Source organism: Bartonella sp. AA168HLJHH (assembly GCF_042197365.1).
Taxonomy (GTDB): Bacteria; Pseudomonadota; Alphaproteobacteria; order Rhizobiales; family Rhizobiaceae; genus Bartonella.
In genome coordinates, this window is sequence record NZ_JBHIRS010000001.1 from 326,114 (window position 1) to 349,827 (window position 23,714).

Genomic DNA, 23,714 nt, shown 5'->3' on the forward strand with positions numbered 1-23,714 from the left:
TAAAACACCTTATAAAATAGAACTGACAATAGGTGTCTATCCATCTCAATTAGTATATAATATTTTTGATTTATAATGATAACCTAGCATTGTTCATATTAAATTAGAATCCCAGACATCGTAAGATTCTCTTATTTCCAATCTCTCTCATATTGAATCAATAAAAATCATTTTCTTGCACGTTTTAAACAAGGATAACTGTATGAATACAAAACGTTTAAGAAAGAACTAAAAGCGCTTATAATGGACCGTCTCAAGAACCAAGGGCTTGTCTCGGACAACACTGAGGATGATGGTGCCAGCGTGCTCTTTTTATTAAGCGTAAAGTTAGTGATGCCCTATAAGTTTTATATTATTCACGAGAGCTTTACCCATATACCATTCACAAACGCTGTTGCGAAATGGGTATGATGAGCGTTGGGAAATGTTTTTTTAAAATCCTATCTCACCCTAGCCTTCATAAAAGTAGAATCTATTGCACCACTGTCTCGCCAGCTTATAAAAAACAAGCTATCATTCACTTTGGCTACCATCAATTTTGACAAAGCTCTTGTAATGGATAAAATTTATAAAAAGCATTTTCTTTCTTCAATGTTTTTATCCCATATTGGTCATATTTATGATATGCAAATAAATGATTTTGATTGTTTCATGATGAGAGCAGCTAATGAGAAAGTATGACAACTTTATTTTGAGCTCTTATTCGCTATGAAAAATAATGTATAAATCAATGATATTATAACATCTCAATGCAATTTGAAGCATATCTCACACTGACGCTTATAAAGAGTGTAGACAAAATTCACTGCACCACTGTCTATAAGTTTATGAAACTGAAGCCTTTATTATTTTCCTCAGTGATCGGTCTTTAAGATTAAATGTGTATGTCCTCTCTCCAGAATACTAAGACCACAAAAACTAGAATTTGATCCATGATATCCTCACATTGTGATGTTTCATGAGAAGCATTTTTATTCCTTTATCGAAAGCTTTGTATCCATACATTGGTCTCGCCTATAATGTGTACGTAAATAATTTTTTGATGTTGAATAGAGTCTTTGAAATTAAAGAATATTTCTATATTTGGGATTCTTATTCAAGTTGAAAATGATCAATTCTCTTCGATAAATTAGTGGTGTTATTATCTAAAAATTATTTGATACAGTGCACCACTTGTATGAAAAGTGCTTCAATGAATGCTTACTTCATTGCACTTATGGCTTTTAAAATTAAAAATTTCATCATTTTTAAGCATCCGTGGTTTCTCCCTTTCTTTGCTTCTTCTCAAAAAACTGCTCTTTTCTATGGGATCTGACGGTCAATCGCCTAAGCTTATTTTTTCCACTTCTATCATATTAATCATTCTGTTGCCCAAAATTAGAATATCTACGGAGCTACTACGTTACCCCTATTCCATTGAACTCAATATTTTTTTGAAAGCGAGAGGCAAAAGCATGCCGCCAAATAGTAGAAAAGTACAGAATTTTAGGAATTGTGCAAAACAATTAAACATTTAGATAAACGAAGTTAGATAACTCTACTGAATAAATAGAAATAAACAACTTTTCTACCAAATAGTTCTTATTCCTTAATTTTTTACATATATCATATAAACGCAATAATCTACACTATGTACAAAAATACTAAAAATTTCTTCTACAACAGCTACTTTGTTAAATTCTTCTTTGTTTTTAAAAATCAAAATTTCTATTTATTCAAACTTTATTTTTAACAAAGAAACCTTAACCGTTTTTTATAATGTTCTTGAAAAAAATCTTGTAATTCAAAGAAAGAAAAAATTACACTGTACATACTTTAAATATATTTCTTGTTTTTTTTGCTTCTTTCCTTAGTTTATTAATCTATGATTTTTACTGCTGCTTATCGTGCTTTACAACGTCTTCTGACCTCGCAATATCGTATTATGATACTGAAAGCATTGGGGGTTACTTTTTTCATTCTCACCATTTTATGGTTATGTGTGCACCAACTTTTTGTGTCTTACTTTTGGCCCTGGATTGCTCAATTTCTTCCTGGACTCCCTAGTTGGGCGGGATGGATTGGTTTTAGCATGCTTATCATTTTTAATCTTGGTTTGGCTCTTTTGTTGGCTTTTTTGATTGCACCGATCTCAGCTATGATTGGTGGTTTTTTCATTGACTCTGCTGCTGAAATCATTGAAAAAGAGGATTACCCAAACGAGCCTATTGGACAAGCTTTGCCGTTTCAGCGTTCTCTTATCATTTCCTTTAAATTTGTTATTTTAAGCCTTCTTGGTAATGGAATTGCTTTTATTTTATTCTTCATACCAGGTATTAATTTAATTGCTTTTTATCTTATTAATGGTTATTTGCTCGGTCATGAATATTTCTTGTTTGCGGCTTACCGTTTTCGAACAGAACAAGATGCCCGTGCTTTTTTACATACTCATTACACAACGGTTTTTGGCGCAGGATTATTGATAGCGCTTTTTGTTTCGATTCCTATTATTAATCTAGCAACACCGCTTTTTGCCGCCGCCTTTATGACACATTTACACAAAACGCTTTCCCAAAAGACATAGCACGCATCACACAAAAATAATGCTCCTTAACTTTAAATCAAACAAAACTTGTAAGCCCCCAAAAGCATAATATAAAATTTTATGCTTTTCTTTTTATTAAGGCAATATATTGATTTATAATGATAATTTATCGTTTTATGACATGAGTGAAAAACCTAAATATTATGAGGGTTTCTCATTTTAATCCTATTCATATTGGATCAATTGAAATCGTTTGTTAATATGTCATAAACGGAGGTGGTGTGCGGATAAAAGTACTTTCAAAAAAGCGTGAAATATCTTTATATGAATCCTCTTAATGCAAACATTATCGTCGTATTGAAAACTGAAAAAGAATATGATGGTGCCGCTTTGTACCCTCTATTTCAGTAAAAACGGATAGCATAATGTCTTTTATACCATTCATGGAGAGTGTATACTCTTCATAAGAGAGTTTTGGAAATTATTGAAAGATATCTGTGTAAAACAAGCACGTAAATGAGTAATATAATGATATTTTGAGCGTATTCTATTTTAATTGTAAAAAGCGTGTGCTTTAAAGAAACCTTTTGAAAAAAATCTTGCTCTGATGTTAGCGTTTCGCTAATATAGCGTTATTGTATTCATTATCTTTAATGGATTATTTTAGCCTTGTTAGCGCCTTATACTATAAGGTTTCTTTTCTTCAAAACTGTTGATACGAATGATTAATTGGATATTCATTTTTTATTAAAAATAAGGCGTTTGTTAACCATCGCAAGGAGTAAATTTTAACACCAAAGTAAAAAATACAAACATGTAAGTTCTTAAAACTTATGAGAAATTTATTATAGGGAATACTCTTCATGATGCGTATGATTGTTATGATATGGGAAAAATTAAAAATTAAAAAACAAGCTATACGTACGCTGATAAAAGTATTAAATAGACTCCTTTGTTCAACCGGTAAAGTAAATGTGACTGCTTAAGTTCTATATTCTTTCAAATCATGCAAAAGATGCACAATATTTAAAGGAAGGTTATAAAGATGAACTGGATTACAAATTATGTTCGTCCTAAAATTAACTCTATATTGGGGCGCCGTGAAATTCCAGAAAATCTATGGATTAAAGATCCTACCAGTGGTGAAATGGTCTTCCATAAAGATCTGGAAGCTAATCAATTTGTAGCTCCCAATTCTGGTCATCATATGCGTATCAGTGCTAAAAATCGTCTCATGCATTTTTTTGATGATGGTGTTTATACAGCTCTTGAAAATCCAAAAGTTGTAACAGATCCTTTAAAATTTCGTGACGAAAAACGCTATATTGACCGGTTAAAAGATTATCGTTCTAAACTTGGGGTTGATGACAATATTTTAAGTGCACGTGGTACGATTGAAGGCTTACCAATTATTGCAACTGTTCAAGATTTCGCCTTTATGGGTGGATCACTTGGTATGGCTTCAGGAGAAGCTATTATCAAAGCTTTTGATACTGCCATTGCTGAAAGGCGTCCGCTGGTTCTTTTTGCTGCTTCTGGTGGTGCACGAATGCAAGAAGGAACACTCTCGTTGATGCAAATGCCCCGTACAACTGTAGCGATTGAAATGTTGAAAGAAGCAAAGCTTCCCTATATTGTTGTGCTGACTAATCCAACCACCGGTGGTGTTACTGCTTCTTACGCCATGCTTGGTGATATTCACATTGCCGAGCCTGGCGCTATGATTGGTTTTGCTGGTCCACGTGTGATTCAACAAACTATACGCGAAACCCTACCAGAAGGTTTTCAAAGTAGTGAATATCTGCTTGAACATGGTATGATTGATATGGTTGTATCGCGTTTAGAAATGAAAACAACAATTGCGCGTATTTTACGCTTGATGATGAAACGCCCTGCTGTTTTTAACCCTTCCGATCCATCCCCAACAGACTCTCAAACATCGCTTTCTAGGACAAAAGCAGCTTAAGTTTATGCAACAAAGTCAAATACAAAGGGTGGTGGATGATTTACTAAGAAATTATCCGAAAAAATTTGATCTTTCTTTAGAGCGTATTGTTCACCTTTTAGAGCGTCTTGGTAACCCACATTTAAAACTTGCCCCTGTTATTCACATCGCTGGAACAAATGGCAAAGGATCTGCTTCAGCAATTTGCCGTGCTCTTTTGGAAAGTGCAGGATACCGCGTTCATGTTTATAGCTCACCTCATCTCGTCAACTGGAATGAACGCTGCCGGTTAGGTCAAAAAGGAGGTGGTCAACTTGTTACAGAAAACCAATTGGCTGAGACAATCCGTGAAATTATAAAAGTAAATCGTCAAGAGCCGATTACTATTTTTGAAATTTTTACAGCCGCTGCCTTTATGTTGTTTAGTATACATCCAGCTGATGTTGTCATTTTAGAAGTTGGATTGGGAGGACGTTTTGATGCTACCAATGTCGTTAACAAACCAGCTGTATCGCTTATTATGCCCATTGATTATGATCATGAGAGCTTTCTTGGAAATACAATTGCTCAAATCGCTTTTCAAAAAGGGGGAATTATAAAACCAAACGTTCCAGTGGTCATCGGAAAGCAGAATTATGAAGAAACTCTTGCTACTTTAATACCCCTTGCCGATAAAAATAAAGCATCTTATGCTCTCTTTGATCAAGATTATCAAAGCTATAAAGAACATGGACGTATGGTTTTTCAAAACCATCAAGGTCTCATGGATCTTCCTCTTCCTAACCTTATTGGAGACCACCAAATTGCTAATGCTGGTGCATCTCTTGAAGCAGTTTATCAAGCGGGTTTTCAACTTTCAGAACAAACCATAAATGACGCTTTGAAAAATATTTATTGGCCCGCACGAATGCAGCATCTTACCCAAGGACTTTTGGTTGATCAACTATCTCCTGATATTGATTTATGGTTAGATGGTGGTCACAATCCTGCTGCAGGAAAAGTTATTGCGGCAGAACTTACACAATGGAGAAAAAAAACAGATCGCCCCATTATTATGATTGCTGGCATGCTTAATACCAAAGATGCTGTCGGTTATTTTCGTCCTTTAGCTAACCTTGTCGATAAAGTATATACGATACCGCTGCTTAACAATATTGCCAGTATCTCTCCAACAGACTTAGCTAAATCAGCCCAAAAAGTAGGAATCCCTGCTGCCCCAAAAGCGCACCTACAAGATGCTTTACATAAAATTAAAATGGAATATAAAGAGGCTATTGTTCTTATTAGTGGTTCTCTTTATCTTGCGGGTGATATTTTGCGTGACAATAAAACACCACCGTGCTAGATAATTAGCTATTTTTAAAGCTTTGAAAGATAGACTTTTTAATCATGCAACTTGATTGTGCACTTTATCAACATCCTAAACTCATTACTGTTTTTGGCGGATCCGGTTTTGTAGGACGACATGTCGTTGAAACTTTGACTAAGCGGGGATATCGCGTTCGTATCGCTGTTCGTTGTCCACAAAAAGCTTATTATATGCTCCAAATAGGAGAAGTAGGACAAACCCAAATGCTTAAAACAGATATCAAGCATCGTGCCTCTGTTGCACGCGCGTTGCTTGGAGCTGATGCGGCAGTGTTTTTGCCTGGTAGCTTAAAACAAGCAAGTCAATCGAATTTTAAAAACACACAAATTGATGGTGTTTACAATGTTGCTGAATTAACAGCAGAAACTGGTATTCCGCTCATCTATATGTCAACACTTGTGGCTAACGAGAATGCTTCATGTCTTTATGCACGTGTTAAGTTTATGGGTGAACAAATCATTCACAACAAGCATCTTCAAGCAATTATTATCCGTCCATCCGTTATCTTTGGACCAGAGGATTGTTTCTTTAACACCTTAGCAGATTTGTCACGTTTTTTACCAATTATGCCTCTTTTTGGAGGTGGACAAAGCAAATTGCAACCCGTGTATGTTGGTGACGTTGCTGAGTTTATCGTGCGCGCTTTAGATGGACAGGTTGCTTGGGGAAAAAATTATGATCTTGGTGGTCCCCAGATTATCACCCTCCAAAATACTCTTGAAAATATACTCAAAATTATTCACCGTAAAAAAACAATCCTATCTATGCCTCTTTCTGTCGGTCTATTGATTGGAGGAATTTTGGGAACAATCGGTAAATTGCCTTTTGTACCAACACTCGTAACAGCCAATCAGATACGTTTTTTGCAAATGGATAACATTGTCTCTAAAGAAGCTATAGAAAATGGATATACTCTAGAAGGTGTGGGTATTACCCCCAGAGCAATGGCAGCATTCTTGCCAAGTTATCTCTGGCGATTTCGTCCACATGGTCAATTTTCCCAAAACCTACTCGTCTAGAATAAATTCTTCCAAAACTGAGTTAATTATTTGATTTATAATTCATAGCGCGTTGTTAGCGGTTTTAAAATCAGAGTGTTCAATAGAGTGATGTTTTTACATTTTAAATACTCTATTCAGTATCACAAAAAATGTTTAATCGTATATCTATAGTCTTTTGATAAAAATCGTTGAAAACAGGAGAAAAGCACTTCTTATAAACTGTCTTTATCCAAGAGCAGGTGCAACATTGGAATCCTAAAGAACCGATTCTGAACTGCCTATCCATAAACATGATAATCTATGGCTTTACATTTATATTATTTTGCTAAAAAGCTTAATAATGAGATTAAAGTAATTCTTCCTTTTTCAACAACCGCATAAGTGAGTAGAATACGAGTATACTACTTTCGATATTATCCCATAAAAATCAATATAAAAACTGTAAAGCAATGCACCATTTTTATTATTTAAAAGGTATTCCCTCTGGAGACTTTTAAAAGCTTTAAAGTTACGTGAAAAGGATAGAATTTTGTTTATATAATAAAACTTATCATGAAGATCTCCTACTCCGTCAGCAACATCACTACTCAGATCCATAAATGCATATTTGTTGCACAAATTTATGGAGATTTTAAAAGAGCTTTTTCACATAAAGAAGTCCTCTTCTTGTCTTGCATTTTTTTTTAATTTCTCCTACCGTCTTGGAAAAACTTATTTTAAAGGAATGAAGAATGGCAGCTCAAGATTTTGTTGTCAAAGATATTGCACTTGCTGCTTATGGTCGTAAAGAACTTGATATTGCTGAAACAGAAATGCCTGGTTTGATGGCTTGTCGTAAGGAGTTTTCTTCCAGTCAACCTTTGCGCGGAGCGCGTATTTCTGGCTCATTGCACATGACAATTCAGACAGCTGTTTTAATTGAAACATTAAAAGCGATTGGCGCCGATATACGATGGAGCTCTAGCAATATTTTTTCTACGCAAGACCATGCAGCAGCAGCTATCGCCGCAACTGGCATTCCTGTATTTGCCATTAAAGGTGAAACATTGGAAGAATATTGGACTTATATAGATGCAATCTTCCAATGGCCAGATGGTAATCCTTCCAATCTTATTTTAGATGATGGAGCTGACGCCACAAACTATATTTTAATGGGAAGTCGTGCAGAACAAAATAAAGATATTTTATCGCATCCCAAAACAGAAGAAGAAGAAATTTTTTTCAAACAAATACAAAAGCGTATGGATGCAACGCCAGGTTTTTTTACACGACAGCGCGCGGCAATTAAAGGTGTAAGCGAAGAAACCACAACAGGTGTAAACCGTCTTTATCAGTTACAAAAAGAAGGACTTCTACCTTTTCCTGCTATTAATGTTAATGATAGCGTCACTAAATCAAAGTTTGATAATAAATATGGATGTAAAGAATCATTGGTCGATGGTATTCGACGTGGAACAGATGTGATGATCGCTGGTAAAACTGCCATTGTCTGTGGTTATGGTGATGTAGGAAAAGGTTCAGCAGCATCTCTTTCTGGTGCTGGGGCTCGTGTTAAAGTAACAGAAATTGATCCTATCTGCGCTCTTCAAGCCGCTATGGATGGCTATGAAGTTGTTAATTTGGATGATGCTGCTTCCAGTGCTGATATTATCATCACGACAACAGGCAATAAAGATGTTGTTCGTTTAGATCATATGCGACAAGTAAAGGATATGTGTATTCTTGGAAATATTGGTCATTTTGATAACGAAATCCAAGTCGCTGCCCTTAGAAATTTGCCATGGACAAATATTAAACCACAAGTTGATATGATCACCTTTCCCGATGGAAAACGCATCATTTTGCTCTCTGAAGGGCGTTTGTTAAACCTCGGGAATGCGACTGGGCATCCTTCTTTTGTCATGTCGGCCTCGTTTACTAATCAAGTTTTAGCGCAAATTGAACTTTTTACCCGTTCAGAACACTATACAAATGAAGTCACTGTTTTGCCTAAACATCTTGATGAAAAGGTTGCACGTCTACATCTGGATCGGTTAGGAATAAAATTAAGTGTTTTATCAGAAGAACAAGCCGCTTATATTGGAGTCTCACCACAAGGACCTTATAAACCAAACCATTACCGTTACTAATACGTTTCCTTGGGTTAAAAAAGGGAAAGATGCCGTGCTCAGCTTTGGTGACTATAACCCCAAAGAAAAAACTCAAAAAGAGATCCGAATCTATACGTATATATTTTGCTTTTTTTTCTTTTTTTCTCCAACATGCGCTTTTGCTCAGTCATTGGAAGGTTATTTACCATTTTTCTTCACTTTGCCGAATGGTCCATGGCTGCTTTTAGCGCTGTGTGGAGGAATTTCTTGTGCTTCACTTCTCTCGTGTATAGCTGTTACCGTGCGTGCAAAAAAAACTGCACAGAAGCCTTTGAAGATAATTCAGGCAAATTTTTCTGAAAAACTTAAATATTATGAATGGCTTCTGGAAGAAACCGAGCAATTCCTTCTTATTTGGGAAAATCCAACAACCTTACCCCGTGTTGTTGGTGCTCTTTCTGCATTGCAAAAAATAGGAATCGATCAGAAAGATTTTCAGCGTTTTGAGCTCTGGGTTGAAGAAAATTCTCTGCGAGAACTTGATTATGCATTGACTCAACTACGTTGTAAATGTCACCCTTTTGATCTTTCTATCACCACCACAAACAATGTACCGCTACAAGTTACAGGAGTCATCGCAGGAACAGTCGCCATTGCTCGTTTTCAAGATATCTCAAAACAACAGAAAGAAAATTCTCGTTTACAGAAAGATATCGCCCGCCTTCTTACTGAACTGAGAATGCAGCGTAATCTTCTTGATCTTATTCAAGAGCCCGTATGGATAAAAGATTGTGAAGGAAAAGTTTGTTTTATCAATCGCGCCTTTAGAGAAATGACAGACTTTCGTGAAGACAGTGATGACGTGGGGGATCTTTTCAATGAAAATACACAACGCAAAACAGATGAAACAGAAACAATTTTTCAAGAACATGTTTATACGGTTATTGGTGGAGAACGGCACCGTTTTCATCTCACACGTATTACAACAGCTGAAGGGATGGCAGCTTTTGCACGTGATGACAGCGCATATGAAAATCTTGCTCATGAATTAAGATATGTTCTTCAAAGCCATTGTGAAACACTTGACCAAATTTCAACAGCTGTAGCCATTTTTGATACAAACCAAAAATTAAAATTCTGTAATCATGCTTTCAAAATTTTATGGCCGTTGGAGAGTTCTTTTTTAGAAAGTGAACCAAGCCATACATTGTTTCTTGAACGTTTACGTGAAAAGGGGCTCATTGCTGAACACCCTGATTGGCGCGCATGGAAAGAAGAACTTTTAAAAGCCTATTGGCAAACAGAATCGAACCAACAAATTTGGAATCTTCCAGATGGACGTACGGTGCGTGTTGTCTCGAACCCTCATCCACAAGGAGGTGTCACTTGGCTTTACGAAAACCTTACAGAAAAAATTGATCTTGAGCGCCGTTATAATACACTTATTAAAATACAAGGTGAAACACTTGATAAACTTTCTGAAGGTGTGGTCGTTTTTGGTACTGATGGACGCCTTCGCTTATCGAATCCTGCCTTGTCGAAATTGTGGTCTCTTCCTTATAATTTACTGGTAGAAGGAACCCATATTACGCAGTTACAAAGCCATTGTTCAGCCTTAACCTTGGGGCAAGAATGGGATCAATTTACCAAGTTCATTACCGGTTTTGCTGAAAAACGTGAAACATTTTCAGGTCGTATAGATCTTAAAAATGATATGATTATTGACTATACTCTGGTCCCTCTTCCTAATGGACAAACGATGCTTACTTTTGTGAATGTTACGGACACTGTCCATGTTGCGCGTGCTCTTCAAGAAAAAAATGAAGCATTAGAAAGTGCTGATCGTTTGCGTAATGAATTTGTCCAACATGTTTCTTATGAATTACGCACACCTCTCACCAATATTATTGGATTTTCCGATATTTTACGTGATCAAATTTTCGGCTCTATCAATGAACGTCAACAAGAATATCTTGAACACATTCATTCAGAATCAGGAACTCTTTTAAATATTGTTAACGATATTCTTGATCTTGCTACCCTTGATGCAGGCATTATGGAGTTGGACATAAAATCGGTTAACATTGCCGATGCTATGATACAAGCAGTAGCACGTGTAGAAGATCGCCTTAATGAACGTCATATTACGCTTTTACAACAAATTTCTCCTTCCTTAAATTCTATTTCTGCTGATGAAAAACGCTTGCATCAAATTTTTGTGAATGTACTGAGTAATGCTATTAATTTTGCAACGGAGGCGAGTACTATTGAATTTTGCGTCGATGAACAAGATGATAACATTGTCTTTAGCGTTCACAATCAGGGCTCTGACATCCCAGAAGACGTCCTTGATCGTATTTTTAAACGTTTTTCTTCCCATTCACACCATGGTGGGCGTGCGGGAGCGGGTCTTGGCCTTTCCCTTGTAAAAAGTTTCGTTGAACTACACGGTGGACATGTTGAAATTCTTACCGGTTCTGGAAAAGGAACAACAGTTAAATGTTTTTTCCCACTCTCCAAAGGAGATACGATTTTTTAATTTTAACCTTTATGATAACAAAAATTTTTCATCCATTTCATGGAACTTTTAATGAATTTTAGTTTTTTTCTTGAAAATGAAGAGGCAACAAAGCTTTTTGCACAAAATTTAGCTCTTTCTTTAAAGCCAGGAGATCTTGTAACGCTGCAAGGAGATCTTGGAACTGGAAAATCAACCATTGCACGTACAATCATTCAAACACTTGCGAACGATAACACTATGGATGTTCCAAGCCCTACTTTTACTCTTGTGCAAAGCTATCAACTTCCAAAGTTTGAAATTATTCATGCTGATCTTTATCGCCTTTCTATGGCAGAAGAAATTGATGAATTAGGGCTTCATGAAGCTCGTGAGAAAAATATTTTACTTGTTGAATGGCCAGAAAGAAATACAGCTCTTTTAGAGCTCGCCACTTTTGCACTCACCTTACACTATAAAGAACATGGGCGTCATGTAACAGTTAGATCAGCGCAACATTCCATTGAATGTTTGCAACAGTCTTTTACAATTCGTACATTTTAAAAAAACATGAACATCATCATTTTTTAATTTGATAATACCTCAGTACTACCTATGAAATCTGAGATGATGAACAACATAAAGAAGGCTTCATAGAGGCACCAACCATGGAAGATGAAACGAAATGCTGACTCTTTTATATCACAATGACATAAATTGCAAAGAACAGCCGTTAATTTATAGAAATTCATCAATTTATTTTAGAGAATAGTATAAGAGAATTTTAAATTGAAGTGATAACCCTTTAGAAGAGCATTATATAACCTGTAGTGAATTGCTTGTTTCTTTCTGCTTAAAAGTTGTGAGCTTTAGAAAAGTAATTTGCAAAGTTTTTGCTTAAAATCTCCCTTTATGTGTTGAAAGCACTATCTATCTCAATAGTCTTATCTAAGAAGAAATACCTTTATGAAATTATCATTCACCGAGTATTTTTAACACGCATATAAGGAAAGAATTGCCTATATTCTTCATACAAAGTAATTTTTTATAAAAATGGTCAATTGAATCATGCATAAAAGCACGAATTCTTAAATTCATTTAAAATTTTGATTTTTATTGTCTTTTCATTATAATATAATGCAAAAAAGAATATTTTAAAAAAGTCAAAAGGAGAGACAAAACTTCTCTCCTTTAGAGTGATTATATGTGGAATTAACTAAGCCCATCTTTTATCCATTCAGAAAGACGTCCTTTAGAGGTAGCGCCAACCATATTCGATGAAATATTTCCATTTTTAAACATTAATAATGTAGGGATAGAACGTACTCCGTATTGGGTAGCCAGTTCCGGATTTTCATCAATATTTACCTTAGCAATTTTAACTTGATTTTGCATTTCTATTGAAATTTCATCCAACATTGGAGCAATCACTTTGCAAGGGCCACACCATTCTGCCCAAAAATCAACCACAATAGGGGTGGAAGAAGTTAGAACTTCACTTTCGAAATTGTCCTTATCAACTTTTATACACGTCATTGATTTATCCTTTATATTCACCTTTTATAGATTGGTATAATAACAATTCATATCAAGTTATTGCAAAGATAAATTATTAAAGGACTTTTTTACACCAGAGATTGTGCGTTGTGTTTGTTTGAGCGATTTTATGAAAGTAAATAAAATGTAAAAATGCTTTGCAAGGAAAAGAGTAGCTTATAAGGCAACTTCACTAAGAAATGCCTCAAGTTTTTCTGGAGGAAGTTTAAAAATTTTGGCTTCTTTACTGTAGATAAGCAGAGCCTGTATATCTTTATCGGGATGAATAGCTTGCAATAATTTTCGATAAAGAGCCATTTGCAACCAATGATGGGAAGCAATAGCAGCTTCATTTTCTGGCGGGGTTCCTGTTTTAAAATCTGCAAAGATAACACTGTTTTGCGTGATGTAGAGACGGTCAATTTGACCAGAGATTGCTTGTTCTTTTCCACGAATTTTCACAATACCCATTAAGGAGACCTCAGCACGTGAATGCTCAGAGAAAAGGGGCTTGAGGTAAACATGATCTAATATTTTCCAAATATGGCAAAGAGCATCTTCTCTTTGGCTCTCATGCCAATGAGAGGCTTTGATATTGAGATAGTTTCGAGCATAATCTCGACGTTTTTGTGGGGGACAATCGGGCAAATACTGTAACAATCGGTGAACGAGATTACCATATTCAATGGAAAAAGCTCTGTTTGTGTTCATGGCTCCTAAAACAGGTGAAGTGGTAAGCTGTTTTGGACTTGAGGACAGCTCTGTATCAGCTTCAATGGAAAGGCTCGCCACTGACGGTTTTAACGGTTTTGGTAGCACTGGTTCTTCTGGTATTTTATGGGAGAAAAAAGCAGGCAAAGGTGGTAAGGTTTGGCATTCAGCGGAAGGAACTTTTGAGTTTATAGAAGCAGAAGAAGCAGGTGTAATGCAATAACGCCAAGCTGCAATATCTTCCGAAGAATCTTTTATAGCAAGGGCATGCGGTTCGAGGGCTTTTTTTACGAGTTGTAACCATGTATGAGATGGCGTTTTCGGACCTTTATACCCACAAATAAACAAGCGATCTTCAGCACGTGTCATTCCTACATAAAGAAGACGCCTATATTCTTCTTCTGCACGCTCTTTTAAATATGAAATTGCTTGTTTAGAGAGTTTTGTATTAAACTTTTCATTGGGATGCCAAATAAAGGCTTGTTTTCCGTTCCATTGTGCATTGTTTAAAGGAACTTTAAGCAAGTGAGGCGCATGCTGAGGATGCCAAATCGCACTGCCAGGATCGACTAAAAACACAACAGCAGCCTCTAGTCCTTTTGCAGCATGAACAGTCATAATGCGAATTTCTTCATTACTTTGTTCAAATTCACGTTTAATTTCTGGTTCGCTTGCACTTAATGTTTCTAAAAAAGCTTGTAATCCTGGTAATCCTGTTTTTTGAATAGTGAGCGTATAATCCATAAAAGCATCGAGCACATCATTTGCTTCAGATCCTAAACGGGATAGAATTTTTTGCCGTCCCTTATCATTATTCAAAATATGGCTATAAAACTCGAAAACTGGTATTTTATCCACTAAAGCGCGATAATGGTTTAGCTTTTCAAAAGCATCTTTAAAAGATACCTGCGATGATGTATGCGCACACAGACTTTGCCAAAGAGAGCCGGTGCGGTGTGCGGCAAGCTGATAGAGTTCCTCTTCACTAAGAGCAAAAAGTGGGCTTTTTAAAACACAAGCAAGAGAAAGATCATCTTGTGGCTGTAAAACAAAACGCGCAAGCGCCATTAAATCACGGATACTAATATGTTTGGTAAGCTGTAAACGATCAGCCCCTGCTACGGGAATATTACGGTGTTTAAGAGCACGAGAAAGAGCTGAGACAAATTGATCACGTTTACGGACCAAGATCATAATATCACTTGCACGTATTAAGCGTCCTTTTGCTGGAAGCATTTCGCCTTTTTGTAACCAGTCAGCAATCGTTTCAGCAATTTTTTCTGCTAAACGGACTTCAGGTGTATCTAAATGATTAACAGTTGCATGCCAATCTTGAGGAAACTCACTCGTTTCTTTTGAAATGGCATCCCATATAACAACTTCACCGGGACTGTGAACACGGATAGCTTCATGCACCGTTTTTGTATTTTCTGCCGAAAGTCCTTTATAGTTTTCTGGTGTTTCAAAAACAAGATCAACGCTTTTAAGAACATCTGCTGTAGAGCGAAAAGAATAATGCAGTTGTATTTTTTCAAATTGCTGATTTGTTTGCTGCACTTTTTTTTGAATAATTCGTCCATTTGCAGCAAAATTTTCTGGAGCAGCGCCTTGAAAAGAATAAATAGATTGCTTTTCATCTCCAACAGCAAAAAGAGTCCGTATGTTTGTTCGTTGGCTATACCCTGAAAAAAATTCCTGTGCCAACAGTTGAATAATTTGCCATTGCTCAGGGTTGGTGTCTTGTGCTTCATCAAGTAGAATATGATCAAGTCCCTGATCAAGTTTATAGTGCACCCATTGGCTTGCACCTTTGCGCTGTAACAAATGAAGTGTACGCTCAATAAGGTCATCAAAGTCTAAGAAGCCATTGGACTTTTTTAGATTCTTATAAATTTTGAGATAAATAGTACAGAGCTGAAAAGCAGCCATATTGAGGGTGGCAACCTTTGCGCATTGATATTTTTCTAAAAGAACAGAAAGCTTGTTTTGTTTATCTTCAAGCATTTGTTGAATAAAAGGCCAAATTTCATCTGATTTTTTATGAAATAAATGTGAAAAATTACGCGGCTCACCTTTTGTTGTAAAATAAATATCAGAAATAATATTGAGAATATTTGTCTGATCATGCACCTTTTCTAATTGGGAAAGTTTTGCCACCATATCCTTAAAGCTTTGATTACCATTGGTTTCACAATGCTTAAGAGCATAAAGAGGAAGGCGCGCTGTTTGTTTAATTTGTTCCAGAAGATATTGATTTGTTTCATTGGGCGCTAAGTTAAAAAGCGCGCGCAATTTTTCTTCTCCATTTTCAGATAAAAGAGAAGATAAAAAATCAGACAATTTATGTTGCTTTTCAACTGCCTCATAGAGCAATTGATTAAAAGTATGTTCGCTAATAACTTGAAGTAACTGTTGCAAAGCAGGTTGTACATCACGACGGGCTAAAAGTTCGCGACGGGATTCTTGTTGTAATTTTTTTCGACCGATATCATCGGGAAGTTCAAAATGCCCTGCAATATTGGCTTCTAACATAAATTGATGTAAGAGAGCTTCACAAAAAGCATGAATCGTTTGAATTTTTAAGCCACCAGGCGTTTCGAGGGCACGCGCAAAGAGTTGCCTTGCATAAGTTAGTTTTTGCGCATTAACAGGTTTTTTTTCAAACCGTGTTAAGGTTTCTTGCAGCTGTGCATCATCGAGCTCATTCCAACTAGAAAGCGTGCGAAAAATTCGTGATTGCATAACAGCAGCAGCAGCTCTTGTATAAGTAAGGCATAAAATACGTGCTGGAGGCGTACCGTTTAAAAGCAAACGGATAACACGTTCACTTAAAACGTGGGTTTTTCCAGATCCAGCATTTGCAGAAACCCACACGTTTTTTTGGGGATGTGTTGCTGTTGCTTGTGCATCAAGAGCGGCTTCAGGAATAGAAAAAAACGTCATGATTACTCTTCTTTATGAAAACCACTTGACCATTCCCACAACCGAGCCAAATGGTCGTAGTCACCTTCATATCGTTTTGACATGGGGACAGCATGTGAGAGATAGCCTTGTTGTGGATTTTGATAATAAGTTATGAGTGCGATAAGATTTTCCCATGCATTTTCAGCAAGATCAACAGCACTTAGATAAGTTTTTCCGTCTTTTTTCTTTAAAAGAATTGATTGGGATTTAATTTCACCTTTTTTGTTAAGGGGAATGTAAAATAAATTTGAGGGTGTAAAATCTTGAAAATCTGGGAAGCCCCCTTGTATGAGTAAAGCTGTTTCTAAAGCCAATTGCGGAAATAATAATTCACGAACTTGTTTTGATAAAGGAGGCGTTCCGGTTTTGAAATCTAGAATTTCAACCGTTTTATCTGGCAAAACATCAAGACGATCAGCACGTCCTGAAAGGGTTACCCCTGTTGTTCCTATAGGGATTTTTTGTGATACCACTTCCGAATATCGCTCTCGCAGTCCTAAACTTTGTTCCCATTGAATAAAGCGTGGAGCAAGATTTTCAAAACTATTCCACCAAATTACTTCAATATCGGGTGGAAAGTTGAATTTATCAAACTCTTTACGCCCAATAGCAAGCAGTACATTGAGTGCATTTGCAGCATTTAGATTTTTCATTTGTGTGCAAAAAGCTGCAAGAATAGCGTGATAAAGTGTTCCACGTTCTGAAGCGCTAGGATCATGAATAAGTTCTTTAAGTGGTTTGAGCCTTAAGATTTTTTTGGCATAAATAGCATAGGGATCATATCGCAATGTTTCTATTTCAGTGACTGAAAAATGGCGCGGGCGTATATCAAGAGGTGGAGAAGGGCAAGGACGTTCCACCTCAGAAGTTATGCTTGTATGATCAAGCATCTTTGCCCAATGGCGTAGTATTTCACCTCGTTCACGGATTTGTTCCCAAACCTGTTTTCCTACAACTGTTTCCATGCGTTGTAGCCAGCGTGATGGAATGGAAGGCGTATGATTAACGCGCAATGCGCGACTCATCACCACTTTATCCATTCCCATCGCCCATTGAAAATCATGCGCAGAAAGACCAATACGCTGCTCTGGTGGTTCCAGAGTTAACATCATTTTCATCGGTCGCGATAAAAAAGCATCATTTCGGGTTGATATTGGCCATGACCCTTCATTAAGACCGCCGATGACCACTGTATCAACCGTTTGCAAACGCGATTCCAAAGTACCCCAGATGAATAAACGTGGATGTCCTCCAGGCGAAGGTGCGACGGAACGAGTTGCTATTATGGCAGAAAACATAGCAGGCCATTCGCAAAGATGAAATGTTAATCCTGATTGATCACTGACCAATTCACGTAGAAACTTTGATAGGGCTTGTCCTGCTTCGTGTTGATAAAGATGTGCAAGAGAATTATCCTCATTGCGACCAAAATTTTCAAAAACCTCAACAGTTGCTATTGCAGCCTCATTGATGGTGCATTCTTTCTCTTGTTTCATAAGAGATGTTAAAGGTTCAACAGCTGTCCTCAAAAGATGACAAAGGAGACGTGCTTCTTCACATTTCTGCTGATCAAGGGTGTCGATTTCAGAACTATTATGAAAGGATGTATCAATCCATTTTTCAAGAAATTGATCACACTCGCAAAGATTGATGCGCCCTGTATTCCCTCGAAGAACAAAAAGTTCAAAATTTTCTGCCATTTCCCGTAAACGATGACGATTTTGTTGGAGTGTTGTAAGGGGATGTTTAAGAAGAGAAAGAAAAGCAATGGGATCATCAGGTTGCAATACATTTTCTAAGATAAGTCGTAAGAGAGTTACAGGCAATGTTTGTGCAAGTGGTATTCCGCCTGAATCATTTGCTTCAATTCCAAATCGCTGTAATTCCACGGCAACACGGCGTGCTAAATTACGGTCATTTGTAATAAGGGCTGCAGTTTTTTTGGGTTTTTCAATAGCTTTGCGTAAGGTAACAGCTATAGCGAGAGCTTCTTCACGTTCATTTATAGCTTCAATAAATGACCAATCTGCACAAAGATTTTCATAATCATCACGGACAATTTGTATCCATTTATCTGTTGTAGAAGCAGGTCGGAGTGCTTCTGATAAAAGAGCCATTCGTTTTTTCTTTGTTATACTTTGTTGGCCAATTTCGCAAACATGATGACGTTGACACTCCATGAGAGTTAGAAGTTTTTTTAAATGATATTGAGGATGGCTAAAAACATTTTCTGCAGGATCAAAAAAATCACAAGCTGTTTTTTCTTTATTGCTTGTGCTTAGTGCATTCCATTGTTCTTCATCCATATGAAGATCAAGGCCAGGAAGAACAACAGCCCCTTTGGGCAGAGAAGCTATAACCTTTAAAAGATGAGAAACTGCGGGCATAGAACCTGACACACCAGCAGCAATGATAGGTTTATCAGGCTGCGTGCATCGCAAAGTCTCTGCATGCATTGTGAGTGCTTGATTACGCCATTCCGCGGGATTGCTTCGTTGCCTCTCGGTCAAGATTTGTGGCCAATTTTGCGTAACAATAGTCAGAAAGTCGAGCGTTATTTGCCACCATTCAGCGACCATATCAGGTGCAATATCTTTAAGTTTCGACCAATCTGCTCCTTCTGTTTCAATTTCGTCCATCAAATGCGCTAAATCCTGAGCAAGCCAAATTGCATCAGCACTATGAGCCGGAATAAGTACACCTTCTGTACCAAACATGGCACGCAGATGCGCAGGTAAATTTTCACGCCATGGGCGAATAAGGCGCGCTAAAAGCAGTAAGCGTTCACTTTTTCCAATGGGTGGATTCAGAGTGCTGGTATGATTTTCAACAAAAAGGAAACTGTCTTCATCGACATCTCCTAGAGCACGAATGGTTGGTAAGAAAGTTGATTGTGTATCGCTTCTTTCAACAAAGGCTAAACGTAAAGCGCGAGCAGCACGACGTGTCGGAACATAAATAAGGCTATCGGCAAGAGCAGTTTGAATGTCTCCATTGGGAGCGAAATTATCAATAAGGGTACCGGAGAGCAGTGCCTCAACAAAGTGAGGCAAAAAAGCCATTCCAGAAGATATAGAAAAGACACGTGGTTTATAAGTCATATGATCTCATATTGGGAATAACAAATTTCATCTTATTGATTATTTGCTTTATTTTGACTGTATACAATTTTCATACAAGAAAAAACTGAAAAGCTCTATTTATACAGGAGATTTTTAGCTGACATTCAAAATACTGAAATATATGACCTTGTCTTAAGCTATTGTGAAAAAATATATCAAAATTTTAAAAGACGTTACAATTACAAATATATTATAACTTATTGAATATTATAAAATAAATTTACCGTATTCTTTATACAGTGCAATCTGAAAGTGTTCTTTACATACTCCTTTTGTTTTCAGAAAAAATAACAATATTCAGATCCCCAACTCAATATGAAAAATCATTATCAACCAAATTGTTACATAAAAAATTCTTCTTTACATTAAAAGCTTACTTGATAATCTTTAAAAGTAGAAAATTTTATCTTAGGAGCTCTTTCTGCTTCATAATTTAATGAAAAATGGTTCTCCGCTAAAAAAACTGGATCACCTTCTAAATCATACGCAATAGCAGAGCGGTGATTGCTGAGAAACTTTTGCAACTCATCTTTGCTCTGCGCTGAAATCCAACGGCATAAATTAAAGCGTGCAAACTCAAAATTCACTGGCAAAGAATATTCTATTTTTAATCGCTCTTTTAAAACATCAATTTGCAAAGCACCAATAACACCAATGAGAGAAGGCGACCCATCATCAGGAATAAACAATTGCACAACCCCTTCTTCAGCCATTTGTTGCAAAGCTTCTTTGAGCTTTTTTGCTTTCATTGGATCGCCCAAACAAACACGACGCAAAATCTCTGGTGCAAAATTTGGTACTCCCTTAAAGAGGATATCTTCTCCTTCAGTCAAAGTATCGCCGATACGCAATGTTCCATGATTAGGGATTCCTACGATATCACCAGCATAGGCTTGATCAGCAATTTGGCGCGAACGCGCAAAGAAAAATTGTGGAGCCGAAAGTGTCATCGGTTTTCCTGTTCGGACCAACTTTGTTTTCATACCACGTTCAAGTGTTCCCGAGCATACCCGAAAAAATGCAATACGATCACGATGATTAGGATCCATATTCGCTTGAATTTTAAAAACAAATCCCGTCATTTTAGGTTCAGTTGCTATGATATTGCGCTGATCTGCACTTTGATCACGAGGACTTTGACCAAAATCAATAAGTGCATTGATCAAATCACGAACACCAAAATTTCGTAAAGCTGAACCAAAATAAACCGGAGTCATATGACCTTCACGGAAAGCTTGAAGATCAAAATTCTTGCAAACACTTTGAGCAAGTTCTACCCCTTCAATAAAAGTGGAACGTTGATATTCAGGGAGTAAATGGACAACCTCACTGGGATTTGAAACGATCCGCTGTGTTATCTCATCATCTTTTTGGCGAAAACGGTTATGATGAAGGTCATAGGTCCCGACAAAATCTTTACCCGACCCAATGGGCCATGTTATGGGGGCGGTATCAAGAGCAAGCTTTTCTTCAATTTCATCTAAAAGCTCTATAGGATCACGTGCCTCACGATCCATTTTATTGATAAAAGTAACAATAGGAATATCCCGCATCCGACACACTTCAAACAATTTTAATGTTCTAGGCTCAATCCCGCGGGCCCCATCCAACACCATAACAGCACTATCAACAGCTGTGAGTGTGCGATAGGTATCGTCTGAAAAATCTTCATGGCCTGGGGTATCTAGGAGATTAAAAATATGATTTTCATATTCAAACGTCATCACCGAAGTCACAACGGAAATACCACGATCACGCTCAATATTCATCCAATCAGAACGGGTTTGAATACGATCTTTTTTGGCTTTTACTTCTCCTGCAAGTTGAATAGCACCACCAAACAATAAAAGCTTTTCTGTTAATGTTGTTTTCCCCGCATCTGGGTGAGCAATAATTGCAAATGTACGGCGTCGCTTTACTTCCTGCACTCTTCGTTCCATTATTCCTCCACAGGACGTGCAAGTGTTTCAGCAATCAGTGCACGCATTTCATTAATCCCATAAAGCGCTATAAATGATCCCCATCGTGGACCTCGCTCTTGTCCAAGAAGGACTTCATACAACATTTGAAAAAAAACATTAGAAACACCAGGCCCACCTTCAGGGCTTTTTTTGCTATGATCTTGATAGCGTTCCGTTAATCGTGCAACATCAAGAAGCATATTTTGTAATATGTTGCCATCAACAGTTTCAGGTAAATGAGCTAATTTTTCATCAATTTGTGCTAATGTTGCTCGTTCGCTATCATCTGGTATACGAAATTTCTTGTTTGGTTTAACAAAAACATCAAAATATTTAATGGCAAACTTCACCAATTGATCAAGTTCTGGATAAGTTTGTGCATTTGCTTCTTTAGCGTAACGAGAAATAAAACCCCAAAGAACTTCTGCATTCTCCGCATTTGAAGCACTTACCAAATTTAAAAGCATCGCAAAGGATACAGGCAAATCAACCTGCGGTGGACAACCATTATGAATATGCCATACAGGATTACTGAGCCGTTCTTGCCATTTTTGACGACCATAAGCAGAAAGATGAGCATAATATTCATCTACAGCTTTAGGAATAACATCAAAATAAAGCCTTTTTGCTGTTTTAGGTTTTGAAAACATATAAAGCCCTAAACTCTCTGTTGGGGCATAAGTAAGCCATTCATCAATGGTTAAGCCATTTCCCTTGGATTTGGAAATTTTCTGCCCTTTCTCATCTAAAAAGAGCTCATAGTTGAATCCTTCTGGGGGGGTTCCACCTAATACTTTACAAATTTTAGAAGAAAGATTTGTGGAATCGATAAGGTCTTTTCCGGCCATTTCATAATCAATGCTAAGTGCTGTCCAACGCATTGCCCAATCTACCTTCCACTGACACTTAACTTTGCCCCCCGTAACCTCTGTTTCTATGGTTTCTCCTGTTTCAGGTTCAATATAAGTGACAGTCCCTTTTTCAACATTACGCGCAATCATCGGTACCTGTAATACTTTTCCAGAAAAGGGAGAAATCGGTAGAAAGAGTGAATAGGTCGCTTGCCGTTCTTCACCTAATGTTGGTAAAATAATTGCCATAACCTTGTCATAACAGGCAAGGATTTTCAAAAGTGTTTCATCAAAACGACCGGAATTGTAATAATCCGTAGCACTTGCAAATTCATAATCAAAACCAAAACGATCAAGGAAAGCCCGTAACCGCGCATTATTTGCCGCTCCAAAAGAAGGATAATCATCTCCAAAAGGGTCGGGTACACGGCTCAACGGTTGACCAAGATAATGTTCCATCCTCTCGCGATCAGGCACATTCTCAGGAACCTTGCGCAAACCATCCATATCATCAGAAAAACAAAGTAATTTTGTTTTTACTTTATTCTCCGTGAGAATATGAAATGCATGACGCACCATGGTTGTACGTGCAACTTCCCCAAAAGTTCCAATATGCGGTAAACCAGAAGGGCCATAACCTGTTTCAAATATCACACTGTCTGGATAACCCGTTTTTTCATACCGTTTGATAATCTTACGTGCTTCTTCAAATGGCCAAGTTCTCGATTGAGAAGCTGCATCTTTTAATTCAGGCGTAAGGTTGAGGGTATCACACTGATCACGCATCATTATTTATCCTAAAAATTACACTCTTTTAAAATAGGGTGTATGGTTCTTGAATTTATTCGTCAATAATAGCAAGCAAAAAGATGAAAATTTCTTTATACTCTTAAGTCACTATACAAAAACCGCCCTCGTTATAAACATATTTTGTTCTGATAAAAATCAAAAACATTCAATATTATAAAGCAAAATTGACTTGTTTTGATTATCGAAGCCTCCATTGCTATTATTATCATGGGTTTTGCTTATTATATTTATTAGCGCAGAAGATAAGCTTCTAGTATTGAACGAAAGAACGGTAAAAACCAACAGAAAAATGCTTAAACTAGGCATTTCATACAAAAGCATTAATCCACATTA

The 23,714-nt window shown here is 37.0% G+C and carries 13 protein-coding genes; 8 read left to right on the plus strand and 5 right to left on the minus strand.

Annotated features, from left to right (window positions below; translation table 11 throughout):
• The first annotated feature begins 417 nt into the window (after positions 1-417).
• From ACFINM_RS01265 to tsaE, 8 genes are all read left to right on the plus strand, one after another.
• Positions 418-681, plus strand: a complete 264-nt coding sequence (locus tag ACFINM_RS01265) for a hypothetical protein (RefSeq protein ID WP_375639766.1) — start codon at positions 418-420, stop codon at positions 679-681.
• Positions 682-1,864: 1,183 nt separating this feature from the next.
• On the plus strand, positions 1,865-2,563 hold the full coding sequence (locus ACFINM_RS01270) for a sulfate transporter family protein (protein WP_375620874.1): 699 nt from the start codon (positions 1,865-1,867) through the stop codon (positions 2,561-2,563).
• Positions 2,564-3,569: 1,006 nt separating this feature from the next.
• Positions 3,570-4,490, plus strand: a complete 921-nt coding sequence (accD, locus tag ACFINM_RS01275) for an acetyl-CoA carboxylase, carboxyltransferase subunit beta (protein ID WP_375611366.1) — start codon at positions 3,570-3,572, stop codon at positions 4,488-4,490.
• Positions 4,491-4,494: 4 nt separating this feature from the next.
• Positions 4,495-5,814 (plus strand): bifunctional folylpolyglutamate synthase/dihydrofolate synthase, encoded by a 1,320-nt coding sequence (locus ACFINM_RS01280; RefSeq protein ID WP_375639772.1) that lies wholly within the window; start codon positions 4,495-4,497, stop codon positions 5,812-5,814.
• A gap of 44 nt (positions 5,815-5,858) precedes the next feature.
• Positions 5,859-6,857: a complex I NDUFA9 subunit family protein gene (locus tag ACFINM_RS01285; RefSeq protein WP_375629158.1), complete on the plus strand. Its 999-nt coding sequence runs from the start codon at positions 5,859-5,861 to the stop codon at positions 6,855-6,857.
• 713 nt (positions 6,858-7,570) lie between these two features.
• Positions 7,571-8,968: an adenosylhomocysteinase gene (gene ahcY / locus ACFINM_RS01290; RefSeq protein WP_375620877.1), complete on the plus strand. Its 1,398-nt coding sequence runs from the start codon at positions 7,571-7,573 to the stop codon at positions 8,966-8,968.
• A 34-nt stretch (positions 8,969-9,002) separates the two neighbouring features.
• Complete coding sequence (locus tag ACFINM_RS01295; RefSeq protein WP_375639777.1) at positions 9,003-11,468, plus strand: ATP-binding protein; 2,466 nt, start codon at positions 9,003-9,005, stop codon at positions 11,466-11,468.
• Between the two features lie 51 nt (positions 11,469-11,519).
• Positions 11,520-11,990, plus strand: coding sequence for a tRNA (adenosine(37)-N6)-threonylcarbamoyltransferase complex ATPase subunit type 1 TsaE (gene tsaE / locus ACFINM_RS01300; RefSeq protein WP_375612787.1), 471 nt, complete (start codon positions 11,520-11,522; stop codon positions 11,988-11,990).
• Between the two features lie 648 nt (positions 11,991-12,638).
• On the opposite strand, the gene trxA is transcribed toward tsaE, so the two are convergent.
• From trxA to ACFINM_RS01325, 5 genes are all read right to left on the minus strand, one after another.
• The gene (trxA, locus tag ACFINM_RS01305) at positions 12,639-12,962 is read right to left on the minus strand and encodes a thioredoxin (RefSeq protein WP_375639781.1); all 324 of its coding nucleotides are present in this window, start codon (positions 12,960-12,962) and stop codon (positions 12,639-12,641) included.
• Positions 12,963-13,139: 177 nt separating this feature from the next.
• A complete protein-coding gene (gene addA / locus ACFINM_RS01310; protein ID WP_375639785.1) occupies positions 13,140-16,616 on the minus strand; it encodes a double-strand break repair helicase AddA in 3,477 nt (1,158 codons plus the stop codon).
• A gap of 2 nt (positions 16,617-16,618) precedes the next feature.
• Positions 16,619-19,738, minus strand: a complete 3,120-nt coding sequence (gene addB / locus ACFINM_RS01315) for a double-strand break repair protein AddB (RefSeq protein WP_375639790.1) — start codon at positions 19,736-19,738, stop codon at positions 16,619-16,621.
• Positions 19,739-20,124: 386 nt separating this feature from the next.
• Positions 20,125-21,699: a peptide chain release factor 3 gene (locus ACFINM_RS01320; protein ID WP_375639794.1), complete on the minus strand. Its 1,575-nt coding sequence runs from the start codon at positions 21,697-21,699 to the stop codon at positions 20,125-20,127.
• Positions 21,699-23,360 carry a lysine--tRNA ligase gene (locus tag ACFINM_RS01325; protein ID WP_375620882.1) on the minus strand — a complete coding sequence of 554 codons (1,662 nt, stop codon included), beginning with the start codon at positions 23,358-23,360 and terminating at the stop codon, positions 21,699-21,701. Before ACFINM_RS01325 ends, ACFINM_RS01320 begins: the two co-directional genes overlap by 1 nt.
• Positions 23,361-23,714 lie beyond the last annotated feature (354 nt).

Coding starts and splice junctions, on each gene's coding strand:
- addA (WP_375639785.1), bottom strand. CDS start 16,616: ATGACGTTTTTTTCTATTCCTGAAGCCGCTCTTGATGCACAAGCAACA.
- ahcY (WP_375620877.1), top strand. CDS start 7,571: ATGGCAGCTCAAGATTTTGTTGTCAAAGATATTGCACTTGCTGCTTAT.
- ACFINM_RS01270 (WP_375620874.1), top strand. CDS start 1,865: ATGATTTTTACTGCTGCTTATCGTGCTTTACAACGTCTTCTGACCTCG.
- addB (WP_375639790.1), bottom strand. CDS start 19,738: ATGACTTATAAACCACGTGTCTTTTCTATATCTTCTGGAATGGCTTTT.
- accD (WP_375611366.1), top strand. CDS start 3,570: ATGAACTGGATTACAAATTATGTTCGTCCTAAAATTAACTCTATATTG.
- trxA (WP_375639781.1), bottom strand. CDS start 12,962: ATGACGTGTATAAAAGTTGATAAGGACAATTTCGAAAGTGAAGTTCTA.
- ACFINM_RS01325 (WP_375620882.1), bottom strand. CDS start 23,360: ATGATGCGTGATCAGTGTGATACCCTCAACCTTACGCCTGAATTAAAA.
- tsaE (WP_375612787.1), top strand. CDS start 11,520: ATGAATTTTAGTTTTTTTCTTGAAAATGAAGAGGCAACAAAGCTTTTT.
- ACFINM_RS01320 (WP_375639794.1), bottom strand. CDS start 21,699: ATGGAACGAAGAGTGCAGGAAGTAAAGCGACGCCGTACATTTGCAATT.
- ACFINM_RS01285 (WP_375629158.1), top strand. CDS start 5,859: ATGCAACTTGATTGTGCACTTTATCAACATCCTAAACTCATTACTGTT.
- ACFINM_RS01280 (WP_375639772.1), top strand. CDS start 4,495: ATGCAACAAAGTCAAATACAAAGGGTGGTGGATGATTTACTAAGAAAT.